At 70.1% G+C, this 18,686-nt stretch carries 7 protein-coding genes, 1 tRNA gene and 2 rRNA genes (1 of these 10 cut by a window edge); 1 reads left to right on the top strand and 9 read right to left on the bottom strand.

The genetic code is table 11. The features are described 5' to 3' along the window. Window positions 1–116: 116 nt before the first annotated feature. The 5 genes from rimO to OG370_RS31355 all read right to left on the bottom strand — a co-directional run bounded on the left by rimO (window position 117) and on the right by OG370_RS31355 (window position 12,613). The gene (gene rimO / locus OG370_RS31375; RefSeq protein WP_328470174.1) at window positions 117–1,817 is read right to left on the bottom strand and encodes a 30S ribosomal protein S12 methylthiotransferase RimO; all 1,701 of its coding nucleotides are present in this window, start codon (window positions 1,815–1,817) and stop codon (window positions 117–119) included. An 89-nt stretch (window positions 1,818–1,906) separates the two neighbouring features. After that, complete coding sequence (locus OG370_RS31370; protein ID WP_328470172.1) at window positions 1,907–2,725, bottom strand: helix-turn-helix domain-containing protein; 819 nt, start codon at window positions 2,723–2,725, stop codon at window positions 1,907–1,909. Between the two features lie 370 nt (window positions 2,726–3,095). After that, on the bottom strand, window positions 3,096–5,903 hold the full coding sequence (locus tag OG370_RS31365) for a DNA translocase FtsK (RefSeq protein ID WP_328470170.1): 2,808 nt from the start codon (window positions 5,901–5,903) through the stop codon (window positions 3,096–3,098). Window positions 5,904–6,082: 179 nt separating this feature from the next. Then, a complete protein-coding gene (locus OG370_RS31360) occupies window positions 6,083–6,796 on the bottom strand; it encodes a response regulator (protein ID WP_328470168.1) in 714 nt (237 codons plus the stop codon). A 288-nt stretch (window positions 6,797–7,084) separates the two neighbouring features. Further along, a complete protein-coding gene (locus OG370_RS31355) occupies window positions 7,085–12,613 on the bottom strand; it encodes a hybrid sensor histidine kinase/response regulator (protein WP_328470166.1) in 5,529 nt (1,842 codons plus the stop codon). Window positions 12,614–12,942: 329 nt separating this feature from the next. Here OG370_RS31355 and OG370_RS31350 point away from each other — a divergent pair, with 329 nt between their 5' ends. Then, on the top strand, window positions 12,943–15,570 hold the full coding sequence (locus OG370_RS31350) for a SpoIIE family protein phosphatase (RefSeq protein ID WP_328470164.1): 2,628 nt from the start codon (window positions 12,943–12,945) through the stop codon (window positions 15,568–15,570). 62 nt (window positions 15,571–15,632) lie between these two features. Here the strand turns inward: OG370_RS31350 and OG370_RS31345 are convergent. The 4 genes from OG370_RS31345 to OG370_RS31330 form a co-directional block, all read right to left on the bottom strand. Then, a tRNA-Thr gene (locus OG370_RS31345) sits at window positions 15,633–15,705 on the bottom strand. Between the two features lie 51 nt (window positions 15,706–15,756). Then, on the bottom strand, window positions 15,757–16,482 hold the full coding sequence (locus OG370_RS31340; RefSeq protein WP_328474605.1) for a DegT/DnrJ/EryC1/StrS family aminotransferase: 726 nt from the start codon (window positions 16,480–16,482) through the stop codon (window positions 15,757–15,759). A gap of 135 nt (window positions 16,483–16,617) precedes the next feature. Then, window positions 16,618–16,734: ribosomal RNA gene (gene rrf, locus OG370_RS31335) — 5S ribosomal RNA — on the bottom strand. A gap of 104 nt (window positions 16,735–16,838) precedes the next feature. Next, window positions 16,839–18,686, bottom strand: a 23S ribosomal RNA gene (locus OG370_RS31330); it runs 1,277 nt beyond the window's last position.

The raw sequence follows: 18,686 nt of genomic DNA, 5'->3' as shown, positions 1-18,686 counted from the left end.
CCGTGAACCGCCGGAGGCCCCGCCCCGCCCGCTCCCGTCCCCACCGGTGCCGGCCTCGGCCGGACGCGCCGCGGTGGCCGCCCGCAGCGGCGGCGGTGTGGGCTCGGCGCCTCCGCTCATCTGCCCACTCCCTCGGAACACTCCGCACCCTGGCCGCCGGCCGCACCGGCCAGGGCGGGCAGCACTTCGGCGATCAGGTCCACGCCCTCGGTGCCCGTCACCTTCGCGGTCACGAACGTCCCGGGCGCCGGGCGCCACTCCCCGCCGGATGCCCCAACGGCCGCCGCGCCCGCCGGGTTCCCACCGGGCGGCAGCAGGACGACCTGGCCGTCGGTCTCCGGCGCCTGGTGGTCGGCGCGGCCGGTGACCTCGCCGGTCTCCTCGTCGAACGCCTCGACCAGCACCCGCAGGGTGGCGCCGAGCCGCTCCTCCGCGCGCTGCGCGGTCAGTTCCTCGGCCAGCCGGGAGACCCGCGCGAGCCGGGCGGCGACCACGTCCTCGTCGAGTTTGTGCTCGAAGGAGGCGGCCTCGGTGCCCTCCTCGTCGGAGTAGCCGAACACGCCGATGGCGTCGAGCCGCGCCTCGCTCAGGAACCGCTCCAGTTCGGCGAGGTCCTCCTCGCTCTCGCCGGGGAAGCCGACGATGAAGTTGGACCGGACGCCGGCCTCCGGCGCCCTCGACCGGATCGTGTGCAGCAGTTCGAGGAACCGCTCGGTGTCGCCGAAGCGGCGCATGGCGCGCAGCACCCCCGGCGCGGAGTGCTGGAAGGACAGGTCGAAGTACGGCACGACACCCGGGGTGCCGGTCATGACGTCGATGAGCCCGGGCCGCATCTCGGCGGGCTGGAGGTAGCTGATCCGGACCCGCTCGACACCGTCGACGGCGGCCAGTTCCGGCAGCAGCGTCTCCAGCAGGCGGATGTCGCCGAGGTCCTTGCCGTAGGAGGTGTTGTTCTCGCTGACGAGCATGACCTCCTTGACGCCCTGCCCGGCCAGCCAGCGGGTCTCGCCCAGCACGTCGGAGGGGCGCCGGGAGATGAACGAGCCGCGGAAGGACGGGATCGCGCAGAAGGTGCAGCGGCGGTCACAGCCGGAGGCGAGCTTCACGGACGCGACCGGGCCGGAGTCGAGCCGCCGGCGCAGCGGAGCGCGCGGCCCCGAAGCGGGAGCGACACCCTCCGGCAGATCGGGCACCTGCCAGGGCACATCCGGGTCCGCGGTCGGGTGCGCCGCCGCGCGGGCCGCACCGGACGCGCCCCCGTCCACACCGCTGTCGGTTCCGGCGCCTCTGCCCTCGTCCGCCTCCCCGGCGCCCGCCGCGCCCTGCCCGTGTCCCGGCAGCGCCACCGCCCCGCTCCGCGTGCCCGTACCGGAGACCGCGCGCTGCCGCTCCACCGGGCTCACCGGGAGCAGCTTGCGCCGGTCGCGCGGGGTGTGGGAGGCGTGGATGCCGCCGCCCAGGATGGTGCGCAGCCGGTCGGAGATGTCCGCGTAGTCGTCAAAACCGAGGACACCGTCGGCCTCCGGAAGCGCCTCGGCCAGGTCCTTGCCGTACCGCTCGGCCATGCAGCCCACCGCGACGACCGCTTGGGTGCGGCCCTGCGCCTTGAGGTCGTTCGCCTCCAGCAGGGCGTCCACCGAGTCCTTCTTGGCGGCCTCGACGAAGCCGCAGGTGTTCACCACGGCCACGTCGGCGTCGGCGGCGTCCTCGACGAGCTGCCAGCCGTCCGCCGCCAGCCGGCCGGCGAGCTCCTCCGAGTCCACCTCATTGCGGGCGCAGCCGAGCGTGACAAGGGCGACGGTACGGGGTTCGGGCATGGGCACCAGCCTACCCGGTGGCCTTCTCGCGACTTCGCCGCGCGGTGCGCCGAACGCCCGTCCGCCCCCGTCGGTCCGGCGGCCCGCGGCTAACCCTGCGTCGGGTCGCCCGGCGTGTACGTCAAGCGGACGACCTGGCCCTTTCCGCCGGCCGGTCCGAGGTCCTTGCCGTTGACGAAGAGCTGGACCGCGCCCGCGTTGCCGACGATGAGCTTGATCTTCTTGTCGTCGGTCCAGGTCTTGGACTGGCCCTCCTTGAGGGACGCCTGGAAGAGCTGCTTGCCGTTGCCGTCGGTGGCCTGAATCCAGCTGGCGCCGCTCTCGGCGGTGACCTTGACCGTGACCTTCCCGGGCGGGGCCGCGGCGATGGCGCTGCCGGTGTCGGTCGGCTGCGCGGTCGGGGCGCCGTTGCCCTGCGGCGACGACGGGCTCGGGGACGTCGTGGTCGAGGCCGACGCGCTCGGGCTGGACTGGGCGCTGGTCTTGCCGCTGTCGCCGGCGCTCCCGCTGACGACGGTGTACCCGACGAAGCCGATGACGGCCACGATCGCGGCGATCATGGCGGCGGTCCAGTTCGGCCGGCGCGGCTCGGACTTGATCCGCTCGGCCTCGTAAAGCGGCGCGACCGGCGGGGGCGCGGAGTCGGTGTCGTGGTCGGCGGCGTACTGCTCGATCAGCGGCTCGGGGTCGACGCCGACGGCGCGGGCGATGGCGCGGATGTGGCCGCGGGCGTAGACGTCACCGCCGCAGCGGGAGAAGTCGTCCTGCTCGATCGACTGGAGGATCGGGACGCGTACCCGGGTGGTGGTGCTGACCTCGTCAACGGTCAGCCCCGCCTCGGTGCGGGCCTGAGCGAGGGCGCGGCCGACCGAAGGGCGGTCGGCGGAGGGCGTGTTGCCGATGGACACGAGGGCGCCTTTCGAGCGTGCAGCCACCTGCTGGAAGTTCAGTCTAGGGGCGGTATGAAACACCGGGGCAGGCGGACTACGGATTTTCGTCGGCCCCACGGGCACGCGAGGGTGTCAACGGGGTGACAGTCGTCCTGCCTGTACAACTTGACGCTTGGACCGGAGAAACGGTTGCCCTTCAACGTGCCCCGAGTTGGCCGGGATCACACGTGGCACGACTCCACTTGTGTGACGAATGGTACGTACGTCCGGGTGTACCCGTCGGTACCGCTCCGTCGCCCGGGCCGGTGGCCTTGCGCCGCTCCCCGGCCCATCACCCCGGGGCCGCCGGCCCCCGGGCCCGTCGCTCCGAGCGCTCACCCTCAGCGCGTCACCCCGGCCCGTCACCGCCGCGGATCACCGCCAGGACCCCGTCCAGCTCATCCGCCTTGACCAGCACGTCGCGCGCCTTGGAACCCTCACTCGGGCCGACGATCCCGCGGGACTCCATCAGGTCCATCAGCCGCCCGGCCTTCGCGAAGCCCACCCGCAGCTTGCGCTGGAGCATCGAGGTGGAGCCGAACTGGGTGGAGACCACCAGTTCGGCCGCCTGGCACAGCAGGTCCAGGTCGTCGCCGATCTCCTCGTCGATCTCCTTCTTCGGTCCGCTGCCGACGGTGACGTCGGACCGGTAGGTCGGTGTGAGCTGCGCCTTGCAGTGCTCCACCACCTTGGCGATCTCGTCCTCGGTGACGTAGGCGCCCTGCATCCGGACCGGTTTGTTCGCGCCCATCGGCAGGAACAGCCCGTCGCCCTTGCCGATCAGCTTCTCGGCGCCCGGCTGGTCGAGGATGACCCGGCTGTCGGCGAGGGAGGAGGTGGCGAAGGCGAGCCGGGACGGCACGTTGGCCTTGATCAGGCCGGTGACCACGTCGACGCTCGGCCGCTGGGTGGCCAGCACCAGGTGGATGCCGGCGGCGCGGGCCAGCTGGGTGATGCGGACGATCGAGTCCTCCACGTCGCGGGGCGCGACCATCATCAGGTCGGCCAGCTCGTCGACGATCACCAGCAGATACGGATACGCGGTCAGCTCGCGCTCGCTGCCCTCGGGGGTCTTCGCCTTGCCCGAGCGCACCGCCGCGTTGAAGTCGTCGATGTGCCGGTAGCCGTACGCGGCGAGGTCGTCGTAGCGCAGGTCCATCTCGCGGACCACCCACTGGAGGGCCTCGGCGGCCCGCTTCGGGTTGGTGATGATCGGCGTGATCAGGTGCGGGATGCCCTCGTAGGCGGTCAGCTCGACGCGCTTGGGGTCGACCAGCACCATCCGGACCTCGTCCGGGGTGGCACGGCACATCACCGAGGTGATGAGGCAGTTGATGCAGGAGGACTTGCCGGAGCCGGTGGCGCCGGCCACCAGGACGTGCGGCATCTTCGTGAGGTTGGCCACCACGTAGCCGCCCTCGACGTCCTTGCCGAGCGCGACGGTCATCGGGTGGTCCTCGCCCGCGGCCTCGGCCGAGCGCAGCAGGTCGCCGACGTTGACCATCTCGCGGTCGCTGTTGGGGATCTCGATGCCGACCGCGGACTTGCCGGGGATCGGGCTGATGATCCGCACATCGGGACTGGCCACGGAGTACGCGATGTTCTTGGCCAGCGCGGTGATCCGCTCCACCTTCACCGCGGCGCCCAGTTCCACTTCGTACCGGGTGACCGTCGGGCCGCGGGTGAAGCCGGTGACGACGGCGTCGACCTTGAACTCCTTGAACACCTGGCTCAGCGAGGCGACGACCGCGTCGTTGGCGGCGCTCCTGGTACGGCCGGGGCCGCCGCGCTCCAGCAGGTCGAGCGAGGGCAGGGCGTAGGTGATGTCGCCGGAGAGCTGGAGCTGCTCGGCCCGCGGCGGCAGCGGCGGCCCGGCCTCGGAGGTGGCGGCGGGCTTGGTCAGGTCGGGTACGGAGTCGCTGCCCTTGCCGGCGCCGGCCGCGCCCTGGGCGCCGGTGTCGTCGGCGCGGGCGGCGGGCACCGGCTTCTTGAGCCGGCTGGTGAGGTCGGCGACGAGCGGGGAGGGCTGCACGCCGTGCAGCACCGCGCCGTCGAGGGCCGCGGCGGCCGCGGCGGCGACGTCCACCGGGTCCAGGTCGAGGTCGTCGGCCCCCTGGGCGGACGCCGGCTCCGGGCGGCGCCGGGACTTGCGGCGCGGCTTGTCCTGCTCGTCCGCGTCGAGCCCGCCCATGCCCGAGCCGGCACTGTCGCCGTCACGCTCTATGTCGTACGGGTCGGCGTCGGCGCCCTTGCCGCCACGGGACTTGGTGAAGCGGGCGGGCACCCTGCGGACCGGTGAGTCGTCCTCGGCCGCTCCGGAGCGCGACCCGGACACGGCGTCCGCGTCGTCGTCGAAGAAGTCCTCCAGCGGGACGGCCTCGGGGTCGGGCGGGGGTGCGTACAGGCCGACCCGGACGCCGGCCGCCCGCAGCCGCTGCGGGATGGCGTTGACCGGGGTCGCGGTGACCACGAGCAGCCCGAAGACGGTGATCAGCAGGAGCAGCGCCGCGGCGAGCACGGAGCCGACGGTGTAGTGCAGGGGCGCGGCGGCGGCCCAGCCGATCAGGCCGCCGGCGTCGCGCAGCGCCTGCGCGCCGTCGGCGCGGCTCGGGGCCCCGCAGCCGATGTCGATCAGGCCGAGCACGCCGAGCACCAGCGCGGACAGGCCGATCACGATCCGGCCGTTGGCCTCGGGCTGTTCGGGGTGGCGCATCAGCCGGACGGCGATCGCGCCGACCAGGAACGGCACCAGCAGGTCGAGCCGGCCGAAGGCTCCGGTGACCAGCAGGGCGACCAGGTCCCCGACCGGGCCGTTCAGATTGGACCAGGTGCCGGCGGCGACCACCAGGGTCACGCCGAGCAGCAGCAGCGCCACGCCGTCCTTGCGGTGCGCGGGGTCGAGGCCGCGTGCGCCGCGCCCTATCCCGCGGAAGATCGCGCCGACGCCGTGTGCGAAGCCGAGCCACACCGCGCGCACCACCCGGTAGAGGCCGCCGGTGGGGGACGGCGCGGCCGCGGGCGCGGGTTTGGCCGCCGCCGCCTTCTTGGCGGGCGGTCGGGCGGCAGCGCTCTTGGCCGCGGGCTTCTTCGCCGCGGTCTTCTTGGCCGGAGGCCGCGCCGGGGCTTTCTTGGCGGTGCCGGACGTACGGGGGGCCATGGGCCGAGGTTACCGCCCTTGTGATCGGGGGACACGCCTGCTCGGGGATACGCCCGTTCGTGTCGGACCGCGCTGGGCGCCGGGTTGACGCCGCGTCATGGGCCGGGAGGACGACCGGCGGGAGCATGCCACCCGGCTCGCGCACGGCGCGCCGTGGAGTCCGGACCCGCCGTGCGCGCTCAGTCCGAGCCGCCCTGCTGCCTGCCGAACCCGTTGCCGCCGCCGGCCTCGCCGGGTTCCAGCGCGTCCAACGCCCGCCGCAACCCGGTGAGTTTGCGCTCCAGGTGTGCGGCCGTGGCCACCACTGCGGCGTCGGCGCTGCCGTCGAGCTGCTTGCCGAGCGCTTCGGCCTGCTCCTCCACGGCGGCCAGCCGCGCGGACAGTTCGGCGAGCAGGCCGACGGACTCCCTCGCACCTGCCGGGCCCGCCCCGCCGGCCACGGCGTCGGACGGCGCGCCCTGCTCCAACTGCAGCCGCAGCAGCGCCGCTTGCTCGCGCAACTGGCAGTTCTTCATGTACAGGTCCACGAACACCGAGACCTTGGCGCGCAGCACCCACGGGTCGAACGGTTTGGAGATGTAGTCGACCGCACCGGCCGCGTATCCGCGGAACGTGTGGTGCGGGCCGTGGTTGATCGCGGTGAGGAAGATGATCGGGATGTCCCGGGTCCGCTCCCGCCGCTTGATGTGCGCCGCGGTCTCGAACCCGTCCATGCCCGGCATCTGGACATCGAGCAGGATCACCGCGAAGTCGTCGGTCAGCAGCGCCTTGAGCGCTTCCTCCCCTGACGATGCACGGACCAGGGTCTGGTCCAGCGCCGAGAGGATCGCCTCCAGCGCCAGCAGATTCTCCGGCCGGTCATCGACCAGGAGGATCTTGGCCTTTTGCACCACGCCACGCCCTCCTCGCCCCGGCTTGGGGCCTCCCCGACTCGCAATGCCGACGGAAGCGCCGATCGCCGCCCCCGGGGGCAGCAATGTCCCGCCGCCCGTCCTTGTGCCGGTCATCGTAGCCGCACCCCGCCGTTCGCCACACCCTGTCACCGTCACGTCACTCACCACGTACCGGAAACGCAGGCGGAGACCGTAAGGTTCCCAGATTCCACGCGGCCCACACCTCACCTGCCCCTCAAGTCGGCAAAATATTCAGCCATCTTCGGGCAGGTTCGGTGATCGGGCCGATCATCGGGCGTGCATCCAGCCCTCCATGAGCGTCAGCAGGTGGTCGGTGTCCACCGGCTTGGTCACGTAGTCCGACGCCCCGGAGTCGATCGCCTTCTCCCGGTCGCCCTTCATCGCCTTCGCGGTGAGCGCGATGATCGGCAGCCCGGCGAACTGCGGCATCTTGCGGATCGCCGTGGTCGTCGCGTACCCGTCCATCTCCGGCATCATGATGTCCATCAGCACCACGGCGATGTCGTCGTACTGCTCCAGGACGTCGATACCCTCGCGCCCGTTCTCCGCGTAGAGCACGGTCAGGCCGTACTGCTCCAGCACGCTGGTGAGCGCGAAGACGTTGCGGATGTCGTCATCCACGATGAGGACCTTCTCGCCGCTGAACCCGCCGGTGAAGGCCGGGTACGCCTCCCCGTGCGCCGTCTCCCGCGCCGCCGCGCCCGCGTCGGTCCCCGCGCCCTCGGCGCCGTGTACGGCGCCGCTCCGGCCGTTTGCGGCGCCGCCGTGGCCGTTCAGGGAACCGGCGCCGTTCGCGGACCCGCCGCCCTGCGCCGAACCGCCGTTCCCGGACCCGGTGTCGCCCTCCGCCGGCCGCGCCGGGCCGGGCGCGGGCTGGGCGGAGCGGCGGCGCAGCCGGGCCAGGCTGCTGCCCGGGCTGCGGTTGCGGCCCTGCGCCTGCTGGTCGGCGTCCGCGCCCCGGCCACTGCCTGCGCCGGCCGGCAACTGCGGCTGCACGGGCAGCGTGTCACCGAGGCTGAGCGGCAGGTACAGCGTGAAGGTGGAGCCGCGGCCGGGCTGGCTGTCGGCGTGGATCTCGCCGCCCAGCAGCCGGGCGATCTCCCGGCTGATCGACAGGCCCAGGCCGGTGCCGCCGTACTTGCGGCTGGTGGTGCCGTCGGCCTGCTTGAACGCCTCGAAGATCACCAGCATCTTGCTCGCCGCGATCCCGATGCCGGTGTCGGAGACCGAGAAGGCGATCAGCGGCTGGTCGGCGTCGCGCATCGTCCCCGCCTCCAGCAACTGCTCGCGGATCGCCTGCGGCACATCCGGTCCGGCCGGGCGGATCACCAGCTCCACCGACCCGGAGTCGGTGAACTTCACCGCGTTCGACAGCAGGTTGCGCAGCACCTGCAGCAGCCGCTGCTCGTCGGTGTGCAAGGTCACCGGCAGCTCCGGCGAGACCCGCACCGAGAAGTCCAGGCCCTTCTCCGCGGTCAGTGGCCGGAACGTCGCCTCCACGTAGTCCACCAGCTGCACCAGGGCGATACGGGTCGGCGAGACGTCCATCTTGCCGGCCTCGACCTTCGACAGGTCCAGGATGTCGTTGATCAGCTCCAGCAGGTCGGAACCGGCTCCGTGGATCGTCTCGGCGAACTCGACCTGCTTGGGCGACAGGTTGGAGTCGGCGTTGTCGGCCAGCAGCTTGGCGAGGATCAGCAGCGAGTTCAGCGGCGTGCGCAGCTCGTGCGACATGTTCGCCAGGAACTCCGACTTGTAGCGCATCGAGACCGCGAGCTGCTCGGCGCGCTCCTCCAGGACCTGCCGGGCCTCCTCGATCTCGGTGTTCTTCACCTCGATGTCGCGGTTCTGCCGCGCCAGCAGCTCGGCCTTCTCCTCCAGTTCCGCGTTGGACATCTGCAGGGCGCGCTGCCGGCTCTCCAACTCGTCCGAGCGCTCCTGGAGTTGCTCGGTCAGCTCCTGGGACTGCTTGAGCAACCCCTCGGTCTTGGTGTTGACCGAGATGGTGTTCACGCTGATCGCGATGATGTCGGTGATCTGGTCGAGGAAGTCCTTCTGGATCTGCGTGAACGGCTGGAACGCGGCCAGCTCGATCACGCCCAGCACCCGCCCCTCGAAGAGCACCGGCAGCACGATCACGTGTGCCGGCGGCGCCTCGCCGAGCCCGGACACGATCTTCAGATACCCCGGCGGCGCCTGCTCGATCAGGATCGAGCGCTTCTCCACCGCGGACTGCCCGATCAGGCCCTCACCGGGCAGGAACACCGAGGACATGGTGCGCCGGGAGAAGCCGTAGCTGCCGATCAGCGCGAGTTCGTACTCCGACTCGGACTCCGCGGTGTCCTGCGCGAGGAAGAACGCGCCGTGCTGCGCGGACACCACCGGGGTCAGCTCGCTCATGATCAGCGCGGCCACGTCCCGCAGGTCCCGGCGGCCCTGCATCAGACCGGAGATCCGGGCCAGGTTGCCCTTGAGCCAGTCCTGCTCCTTGTTGGCGAGGGTGGTCTCGCGCAGCCGGACGATCATCGTGTTGATGTAGTCCTGCAGTTCCAGGATCTCCCCGGCCGCGTCCACGTCGATCCGCAGGTTCAGGTCGCCGCGGGTCACCGCGGTGGCGACCTGCGCGATGTTGCGCACCTGGCTGGTCAGGTTGTTGGCCATCAGGTTCACCGACTCGGTGAGGTCCTTCCAGATCCCCGAGACACCCGGCACCCGCGCCTGACCGCCCAGCCGCCCCTCGGTACCCACCTCGCGCGCGACCCGCGTCACCTCGTCACCGAACGCGGACAGCTGCCCGACCATGGTGTTGATCGTGGTCTTCAGCTCCAGGATCTCCCCGCGGGCGTCCACGTCGATCTTCTTCGACAGGTCACCACGCGCGACCGCGGTCGTCACCTGCGCGATCTGCCGCACCTGGCCGGTCAGGTTGGACGCCATCCCGTTGACGGACTCGGTCAGGTCCTTCCAGGTGCCCGCCACGCCGGGCACGCGCGCCTGGCCGCCGAGGATGCCCTCGGTGCCCACCTCGCGCGCCACCCGGGTGACCTCGTCACCGAAGGCCGACAGTGTGTCCACCATCGTGTTGATGGTGTTCTTGAGCTCCAGGATCTCGCCCCGGGCGTCGACATCGATCTTCTTCGTCAGGTCGCCGTTGGCGACGGCGGTGGCCACCGAGGAGATCGACCGCACCTGCGACGTGAGGTTCGACGCCATGCCGTTCACCGAGTCGGTGAGGTCCTTCCAGATGCCCGACGCGTCACGCACCCGCGCCTGACCGCCCAACTGCCCCTCGGTACCCACCTCGCGCGCCACGCGCGTGACCTCGTCACCGAACGCCGACAGCGTGTCCACCATCGTGTTCACGGTCGTCACCAGCGCGAGGATCTCGCCCTTCGCGTCCACGGTGATCTTCCGTGACAGATCGCCGGCCGCCACCGCAGACGTCACGTCGGCGATGTTGCGCACCTGGGACGTCAGGTTGTTCGCCATGAAGTTGACGGACTGCGTGAGGTCCTTCCACGTACCGCTGACGCCCTTGACCTCCGCCTGGCCGCCCAGGATGCCCTCCGTGCCCACCTCGCGGGCCACCCGGGTCACCTGCTCCGCGAACGACGACAGCTGGTCGACCATCGTGTTCAGCGTGCTCTTCAGTTCCAGGATCTCGCCCTTGGCGTCCACGTCGATCTTCTGCGACAGGTCACCGCGGGCCACCGCCGTCGCGACCTGCGCGATGTTGCGGACCTGGCCGGTCAGGTTGCCGGCCATGAAGTTCACCGAGTCCGTCAGGTCGCGCCACACGCCGGCCACGCCCGGCACCTGCGCCTGACCGCCCAGCCGCCCGTCCGTGCCCACCTCGCGCGCGACCCGGGTCACCTGCTCCGCGAACGACGACAGCTGGTCGACCATCGTGTTGATGGTGTTCTTCAGCTCCAGGATCTCGCCCCGGGCGTCCACGTCGATCTTCTGCGACAGGTCGCCACGGGCCACCGCCGTCGTCACCTGCGCGATCTGCCGCACCTGCGAGGTGAGGTTGCCGGCCATGAAGTTGACGGAGTCCGTCAGGTCCTTCCAGGTGCCCGACACCCCGTCCACCCGGGCCTGACCGCCCAGCCGGCCCTCGGTGCCCACGTCCCGCGCCATCCGCGTGACCTGCTGCGAGAACGAACTGAGCTGGTCCACCATGCGGTTCACGGTGTTCTTCAGCTCCAGCATCTCGCCGGAGACATCCACCGTGACCTTCTGCGACAGGTCACCGTTGGCGACGGCCGTGGTCACCTGAGCGATGTTCCGCACCTGCGCGGTCAGGTTCCGGAACGCGGTGTTGACGGAGTCCGTCAGGTCCTTCCACGTCCCCGCCGCACCGGACACCTGCGCCTGTCCGCCCAGTTGGCCCTCGACCCCGACCTCGCGCGCGACCCGCGTCACCTCGTCACCGAACGCGGAGAGCTGGTCCACCATGGTGTTCACGGTGTTCTTCAGTTCCAGCATCTCGCCGGAGACGTCCACGGTCACCTTCTGCGACAGGTCACCACCCGCCACCGCCGTCGTCACCTGCGCGATGTCCCGCACCTGCGCCGTCAGGTTCCGGAACGCGGTGTTCACCGAGTCCGTCAGGTCCTTCCACGTCCCCGCCACACCCGGCACCTGCGCCTGCCCGCCGAGCTGACCTTCTGCGCCGATCTCCCCCGCGACCCGCGTCACCTCGTCGGCGAACGTCCGCAGCGTCTCCGTCATCGCGTTGATCGTCTCGGCGAGCTGCGCGACCTCACCGCGCGCCCCGATGGTGATCTTCTGCGTCAGGTCGCCGTTCGCGACCGCCATCGTCACCTGCGCGATGTCCCGCACCTGCGCCGTCAGGTTCCCCGCCATGAGGTTGACGGAGTCCGTCAGGTCCTTCCACACCCCGGCCACGCCCGGCACCTGCGCCTGGCCGCCCAGCTCGCCCTCGGTACCGACCTCCCGGGCCACCCGGGTCACCTCGGACGAGAACGACGAGAGCTGGTCCACCATCGTGTTGACGGTGTTCTTCAGCTCCAGCATCTCCCCGGCGACATGCACCGTGACCTTGCGGGACAGGTCCCCCTTCGCCACCGCCGTCGTCACCAGCGCGATGTCCCGCACCTGCGCCGTCAGCCGGTACGCCATGGTGTTGACGGAATCCGTCAGGTCCTTCCAGGACCCGGACACGCCCCGCACCTTCGCCTGCCCGCCGAGCTTGCCCTCGGTACCGACCTCGCTCGCGACCCGCGTCACCTCGTCGGTGAACGCCGACAGCTGATCCACCAGACCGTTGACCGTACGGCCGACCTTCAGGAACTCACCGCGCAGCGGATGCGCCGACCCGTCCGCGTTCTGCGCCCGCAGGTCCATCCGCTGCTCGAGATCGCCCTCGGCCACCGCCGACAGCACCCTGCCGACCTCGGAGACCGGCCGCACCAGGTCGTCCACCAGCGCGTTCGACGCCTCGATCGCGGCCGCCCAGGACCCCTCCGACGGGCCCGTCTCCAGCCGCTCCGTCAGCTTCCCGTCCCGGCCCACCACCCGCCGGACCCGGGCCAGCTCACCGGTCAGATGCTGATTGCGGTCGGCGACCTCGTTGAACACGACCGCGATCTCCGCCAGCGGCCCGTCCCCGGACACCGGCAGCCGCTTGCGGAAATTGCCGTCCCGCATCGCGGACAACGCCCCGAGCAGCTTGGTGAGCGCGGCCATGTCGACCTCGACGGTCCCGTTCCCACGGGATCGCCCGTTCTTCGTACGCGTGACCGTGCCCCGCGCCGATGCGCCAGACTCCACCGTGTTCCTCCCGGAGGGTCGACCGACCCGCAGATGAGCAAGCTTGCAACCTTCAGAACATGCCCAGTGTTTCACTACGGCCCACCCCTCCCATAACAGTTCGGCAGCATCGGAGGAACTGCGACCACGATCGGGGTGGAAACACCGGTAACCGGCGCACACGCGGTCGGTGTGGGTAGGTAACGTGAACGGTGCTGCCACAGTCGGGGGGTCCCACCCTCCGACGGGCGCACACGCAGGGGAGCCGCCGGGTGACGTTCCAGCAGCACGGCGACGCACCGGCAGCAGCGGGCAGCGCGCCCGCGCGGACACGAACCATGAGGAGATCGGTGATCACGGCGCGGGCAGCGGCCACCTTCGAACCGGTGGGACGGTCGGTCGCGATCGCCCGCGCCTTCGTCCGCGACACCCTGCACGGCTGGGGCTTCGCCGACGTGGTGGACGACGCCGTCGTCCTGACCAGCGAACTGGTCACCAACGCGGTGGTACACGCGGGCACCGCCGCCGACGTGCAGTGCCTGCGGTACGACACCGCGGTCCGCGTCGAGGTCGCCGACCACTATCCCGAGCGCGAAGTCCCCATGCAGACCCGCGGCCGCCAGTTCCGCGAGACCGACAACGAGGGCGGCCGCGGCCTGCTGCTCTGCTCCGCCCTGGCCAGCCGCTGGGGCGTGGAGTACTCCGCCGCCGGCAAGTACGTCTGGTTCCAGCTCGATCTGCCCCAGCGCCCCACCGGCACCCGCTCCGCCGGACCCGTACTGCCCACCGCCGACCTCCCCGTCGCCGACGAACGCGTCCGTGTCGCCGTCATCCAGGTCGACCGGTCCGGCGCCATCACCCGCTGGAACGACGACGCCACCGACCTCTTCGGCCACACCGCCGCCGGCATCGTCGGAAAGTCCCTCGCCGACCTCGCCGCCTGGCCGCAGACCCCCGGCACCGGCATCGGCCTCGCCGACGCCCTCCAGCTCTCCCGCTGGGAGGGCACCTACGGCCTGCGCGACGCAGGCGGCCGCGTCCTGTCCGTCTACGGCTCCCACCTGCGGGTCCGCGACACCGCCGGCGAACCGTCCACCGTGTGCCTGCTGGTCCGCGCCGAGGAGCGCGCCGTCCTCCAGTCGCCCAACCGCGGCTCCCACGGCTCCGACGCCCACGCCTCCCAACGCGGCAAGGCCACCGACGCGTTCGAGGTCTTCATCGGCTCCCCCGCCCCCGACGACCTCGACGGTCTCCTCCAGCGCACCGTGGAACGCGCCCGCGACATGCTCGACGGCGACGCCGCCTACCTGCTGCTCGCCACCGACGACGAGACCGAACTCGAAGTACGCGCCTCCACCGGCCTGCCCTCCGCCCGCCAGCGCTTCGCCCGCGTCCCCGTCGAGGCCGGCACCGGCCGCTACGGCAGCGCCCGCATGCCCGCCGTCTACGAGGACCTCACCGCCGTGCCCGGCGCCGTACCGCTGCTGTCCGGCACCGGCATGCGCTCCGTCGTCACCGTCCCGCTCAAGGTCGAAGGCCGCCTCACCGGTTCCCTCGGCGTCGCCGCCGAAGCACCCGGCCGCTACAGCAACCAGGAGGCGCTCCGCCTCCAGTTCGCCGCCGACCGGATCGCCCTGGCCGTCGAGAGCGCCCGCCTCACCGAACTCGAACGGCTCCGCCGCGGCTCGCTCTCCTTCCTCGTCGAAGCCTCCGACCTGCTCGCCGGCACCCTGGAACGCGACCAGACCCTGGCCCTCATGGCCCAGATGACCGTCCCCACCCTCGCCAGCTGGTGCGCCGTCTACACCATCGCCGAGCAGTCGGAACCCGAACTCGCCTTCGTCCTGCACGAGGACGAGGACCGCATCGACGGCATCAAGGCCCTCCTCCAGCAGGTCAGGCCGCCCGAGCCCGACCCCACCCCCGGCGCCCGGATCTGGACCGCCCCCTCCGACGCCGCCCACTCCAGCGCCCTGCGCGCCTCCCTGCGCAGCCTCGGCGTCGGCGCCGCTCCCGGCGCACGCCCCGCCACCACCCCGGGCGTCGCCCTGGCCACCGCGGCCGCGGTCGGTGGAGAAACGGTCGTGCTGCCCCTGGTCGCCCGCAACCGCGTCATCGGCATGCTCACCCTCGGCAAGCCCAGCGACGAACGCTTCCGCCAGGAGATCCTCGAACTCGCCGAGGACCTCTCCCGCCGTGCCGCCCTCGCCCTGGACAACGCCCGCCTCTACAGCGAGCGCACCGCGATCAGCCAGGCTCTCCAGCGCAGCCTGCTGCCGCCCGAGCTGCCCCGCGTCCCGGGCGTCGAGGTCGAGGTCGTCTACCGCGCGGCCGGCGAGGGCAACGAAGTCGGCGGCGACTTCTACGACCTCTTCCCGATCCGGGAGGGCTGCTGGGGCTTCGCCATCGGCGACGTCTGCGGCACCGGCCCGGAAGCGGCCGCCGTCACGGGCCTGGCCCGGCACGCCCTGCGCCTGCTCGCCCGCGAGGGCTTCGGCGGCCCCGCCGTCCTCGAACGCCTCAACGCGGCCATCCTCGACGAAGGCGCCCGCAGCCGCTTCCTCACCCTCCTGTACGGCGAGTTGTGGCCCCGGGAGGACGGCAGCGCCGAACTGCGCATGGTCTGCGCCGGCCATCCCCTGCCGCTGCGCCTGCGCCCCGACGGCACCGTCGAGCCCGCGGCCGAACCGCAGCCGCTGCTCGGCGTCATGGACGACCTGGACCTCTACGAGCAGTCCGTCACCCTCGACCCCGGCGACGTGCTGCTGTGCGTCACCGACGGTGTCACCGAGCGCCGCGAGGGCAGCCGCATGCTCGGCGACGACGGCCTCGCCGACGTGCTGGCCACGTGTACGGGCCTGACCGCCGGCGCGGTGGCCGCGCGCATCCAGCGCGCGGTGGAGCGCTTCGCGGCCGACGCGCCCTCCGACGACATGGCGATCCTGGCGATGCGGGTACCCGCGCTGCCGAAGCCGTGAAGCGCCCGCGTCCCGCCTCATGACAAAGGCCCCCGCCATGAGGCGGGGGCCTTCTTTCGCAGAGCCCCAATACGGAATCGAACCGTAGACCTTCTCCTTACCATGGAGACGCTCTACCGACTGAGCTATTGGGGCGCGTCGATGGGAAGATCGTAGCCCATCGGCGCGTGTGCACGAAAACCGCGGTCAGACGATCCCGCCGAGCCGGTTGCAGACCGTGGCAATATGCGTCAACTCGCGCTGCGTCAGGCCCGAGTGGACCGGCAGCGACAGGCTGTCCGCCGCGACCAGCTCGGTCTGCGGCAACTCCACCGGCGGCGCCGCACGGTGCGCCGGCATCCGGTGCACCGGCACCGGCACGCTCACCGTCGCCCGCACCCCGCGCACGGCCAGCGCCCGCAGGTACGCGTCCCGGTCCGGCCGGCCGTTCCCCGGCACCCGCACGGTGTACTGGTGGTAGACGTGGTGGGCACCGGGCGCGGTGTACGGCACCACGACGCCGGTGAGCGCCGAGTCGAGGAAGCGCGCGTGCGCCCGGCGGCGGGCCACGGCGCCCACGTCCTCGCCGCTCGGCGCCTCTTCCACGACGGCCAGCCCGTGCCGGACCGCGAGGTCGTCCAGGAGGTCCATGGCGGCGGGGTGGCCGAACACGTTCACCGGGACGAGAGCGGCGGTGCGGGAGGTGACAGAGGCGGCCACCGAGGCCGGGTCCACGCAGTACGTCCGCGGGTCGATGTCGGCGAACACCGGTGTCGCGCCGGCCAGTCGAGCCCCGTCGGCGGGTGCGCCGGGGCCGTACGACGGCACGATGACCTCGTCGCCGCGGCCGATACCGAGCGCTTTCAGGGTGTCGCGAACCGCGGTCGCCGTCATCTCCGAAGCGATACCGGGCCGCCGTCCGGCAGTCGTCATCTGCTGCACGTCTCCACACCTCCGCCTGTCGGGGTGCCCAGGTTCCCGTTTCGACGTGAACATGAGGGTAACGAGCAGCAAAAAGACCCCAACCCCCGGGACAAGCCTCGGGGGTTGGGGTCTATTCAAATAATTGTTCGGCGGTGTCCTACTCTCCCACAGGGTCCCCCCTGCAGTACCATCGGCGCTGAAAGGCTTAGCTTCCGGGTTCGGAATGTAACCGGGCGTTTCCCTAACGCTATGACCACCGAAACACTATGAAACTGTCCCACACACCACACACCAACCCAGCCCAAAGGGACCAGGGGTGTGTAGTTGCTGGTTGTTTCAGAACTACACAGTGGACGCGAGCACACATGGACAAGCCCTCGGCCTATTAGTACCGGTCAGCTCCACCCCTCACGAGGCTTCCACATCCGGCCTATCAACCCAGTCGTCTACTGGGAGCCTTACCCCATCAAGTGGGTGGGAGCCCTCATCTCGAAGCAGGCTTCCCGCTTAGATGCTTTCAGCGGTTATCCCTCCCGAACGTAGCCAACCAGCCATGCCCTTGGCAGGACAACTGGCACACCAGAGGTTCGTCCGTCCCGGTCCTCTCGTACTAGGGACAGCCCTTCTCAAGACTCCTACGCGCGCAGCGGATAGGGACCGAACTGTCTCACGACGTTCTAAACCCAGCTCGCGTACCGCTTTAATGGGCGAACAGCCCAACCCTTGGGACCGACTCCAGCCCCAGGATGCGACGAGCCGACATCGAGGTGCCAAACCATCCCGTCGATATGGACTCTTGGGGAAGATCAGCCTGTTATCCCCGGGGTACCTTTTATCCGTTGAGCGACGGCGCTTCCACAAGCCACCGCCGGATCACTAGTCCCTACTTTCGTACCTGCTCGACCCGTCAGTCTCACAGTCAAGCTCCCTTGTGCACTTACACTCAACACCTGATTGCCAACCAGGCTGAGGGAACCTTTGGGCGCCTCCGTTACCCTTTAGGAGGCAACCGCCCCAGTTAAACTACCCACCAGACACTGTCCCTGATCCGGATCACGGACCGAGGTTAGACATCCAGCACGACCAGAGTGGTATTTCAACGACGACTCCACCACGGCTGGCGCCGCGATATCAAAGTCTCCCACCTATCCTACACAAGCCGAACCGAACACCAATATCAAGCTATAGTAAAGGTCCCGGGGTCTTTCCGTCCTGCTGCGCGAAACGAGCATCTTTACTCGTAGTGCAATTTCACCGGGCCTATGGTTGAGACAGTCGAGAAGTCGTTACGCCATTCGTGCAGGTCGGAACTTACCCGACAAGGAATTTCGCTACCTTAGGATGGTTATAGTTACCACCGCCGTTTACTGGCGCTTAAGTTCTCAGCTTCGCCACACCGAAGTATGACTAACCGGTCCCCTTAACGTTCCAGCACCGGGCAGGCGTCAGTCCGTATACATCGCCTTACGGCTTCGCACGGACCTGTGTTTTTAGTAAACAGTCGCTTCTCGCTGGTCTCTGCGGCCACCCCCAGCTCAAGAGGTAAACTCCATCACCGGAAGTGGCCCCCCTTCTCCCGAAGTTACGGGGGCATTTTGCCGAGTTCCTTAACCATAGTTCACCCGAACGCCTCGGTATTCTCTACCTGACCACCTGAGTCGGTTTAGGGTACGGGCCGCCATGAAACTCGCTAGAGGCTTTTCTCGACAGCATAGGATCATCCACTTCACCACAATCGGCTCGGCATCAGGTCTCAGACTTAATGTGTGACGGATTTACCTACCACACGCCCTACACCCTTACCCCGGGACAACCACCGCCCGGGCTGGACTACCTTCCTGCGTCACCCCATCGCTTACCTACTACAAGTCCGGTTCAGCGGCTCCACCACTCCCCCTCACTCCGAAGAGATCAGAGGCGGCTTCACGGCCTTAGCATCGCTCGGTTCAGTACTGGGCGTTTCAAAGCGGGTACCGGAATATCAACCGGTTGTCCATCGACTACGCCTGTCGGCCTCGCCTTAGGTCCCGACTTACCCTGGGCAGATCAGCTTGACCCAGGAACCCTTAGTCAATCGGCGCAAGAGTTTCCCACTCTTGTATCGCTACTCATGCCTGCATTCTCACTCGTGAACCATCCACCACTCGCTTACGCGGCGGCTTCACCCGGCACACGACGCTCCCCTACCCATCACAGCGGGCGTTGGCCCTCAT

The organism is Streptomyces sp. NBC_00448, from assembly GCF_036014115.1.
GTDB lineage: Bacteria > Actinomycetota > Actinomycetes > Streptomycetales > Streptomycetaceae > Actinacidiphila.
The sequence above is the reverse complement of the archived record's forward strand: the minus strand, read 5'-3'. Positions and strand labels throughout refer to the sequence as shown.

What these genes read in the sequence shown, in the direction of transcription:
- rimO (WP_328470174.1), bottom strand. Translation starts at nt 1,817, where the DNA reads ATGCCCGAACCCCGTACCGTCGCCCTTGTCACGCTCGGCTGCGCCCGC.
- OG370_RS31365 (WP_328470170.1), bottom strand. Translation starts at nt 5,903, where the DNA reads ATGGCCCCCCGTACGTCCGGCACCGCCAAGAAAGCCCCGGCGCGGCCT.
- OG370_RS31340 (WP_328474605.1), bottom strand. Translation starts at nt 16,482, where the DNA reads ATGACGACTGCCGGACGGCGGCCCGGTATCGCTTCGGAGATGACGGCG.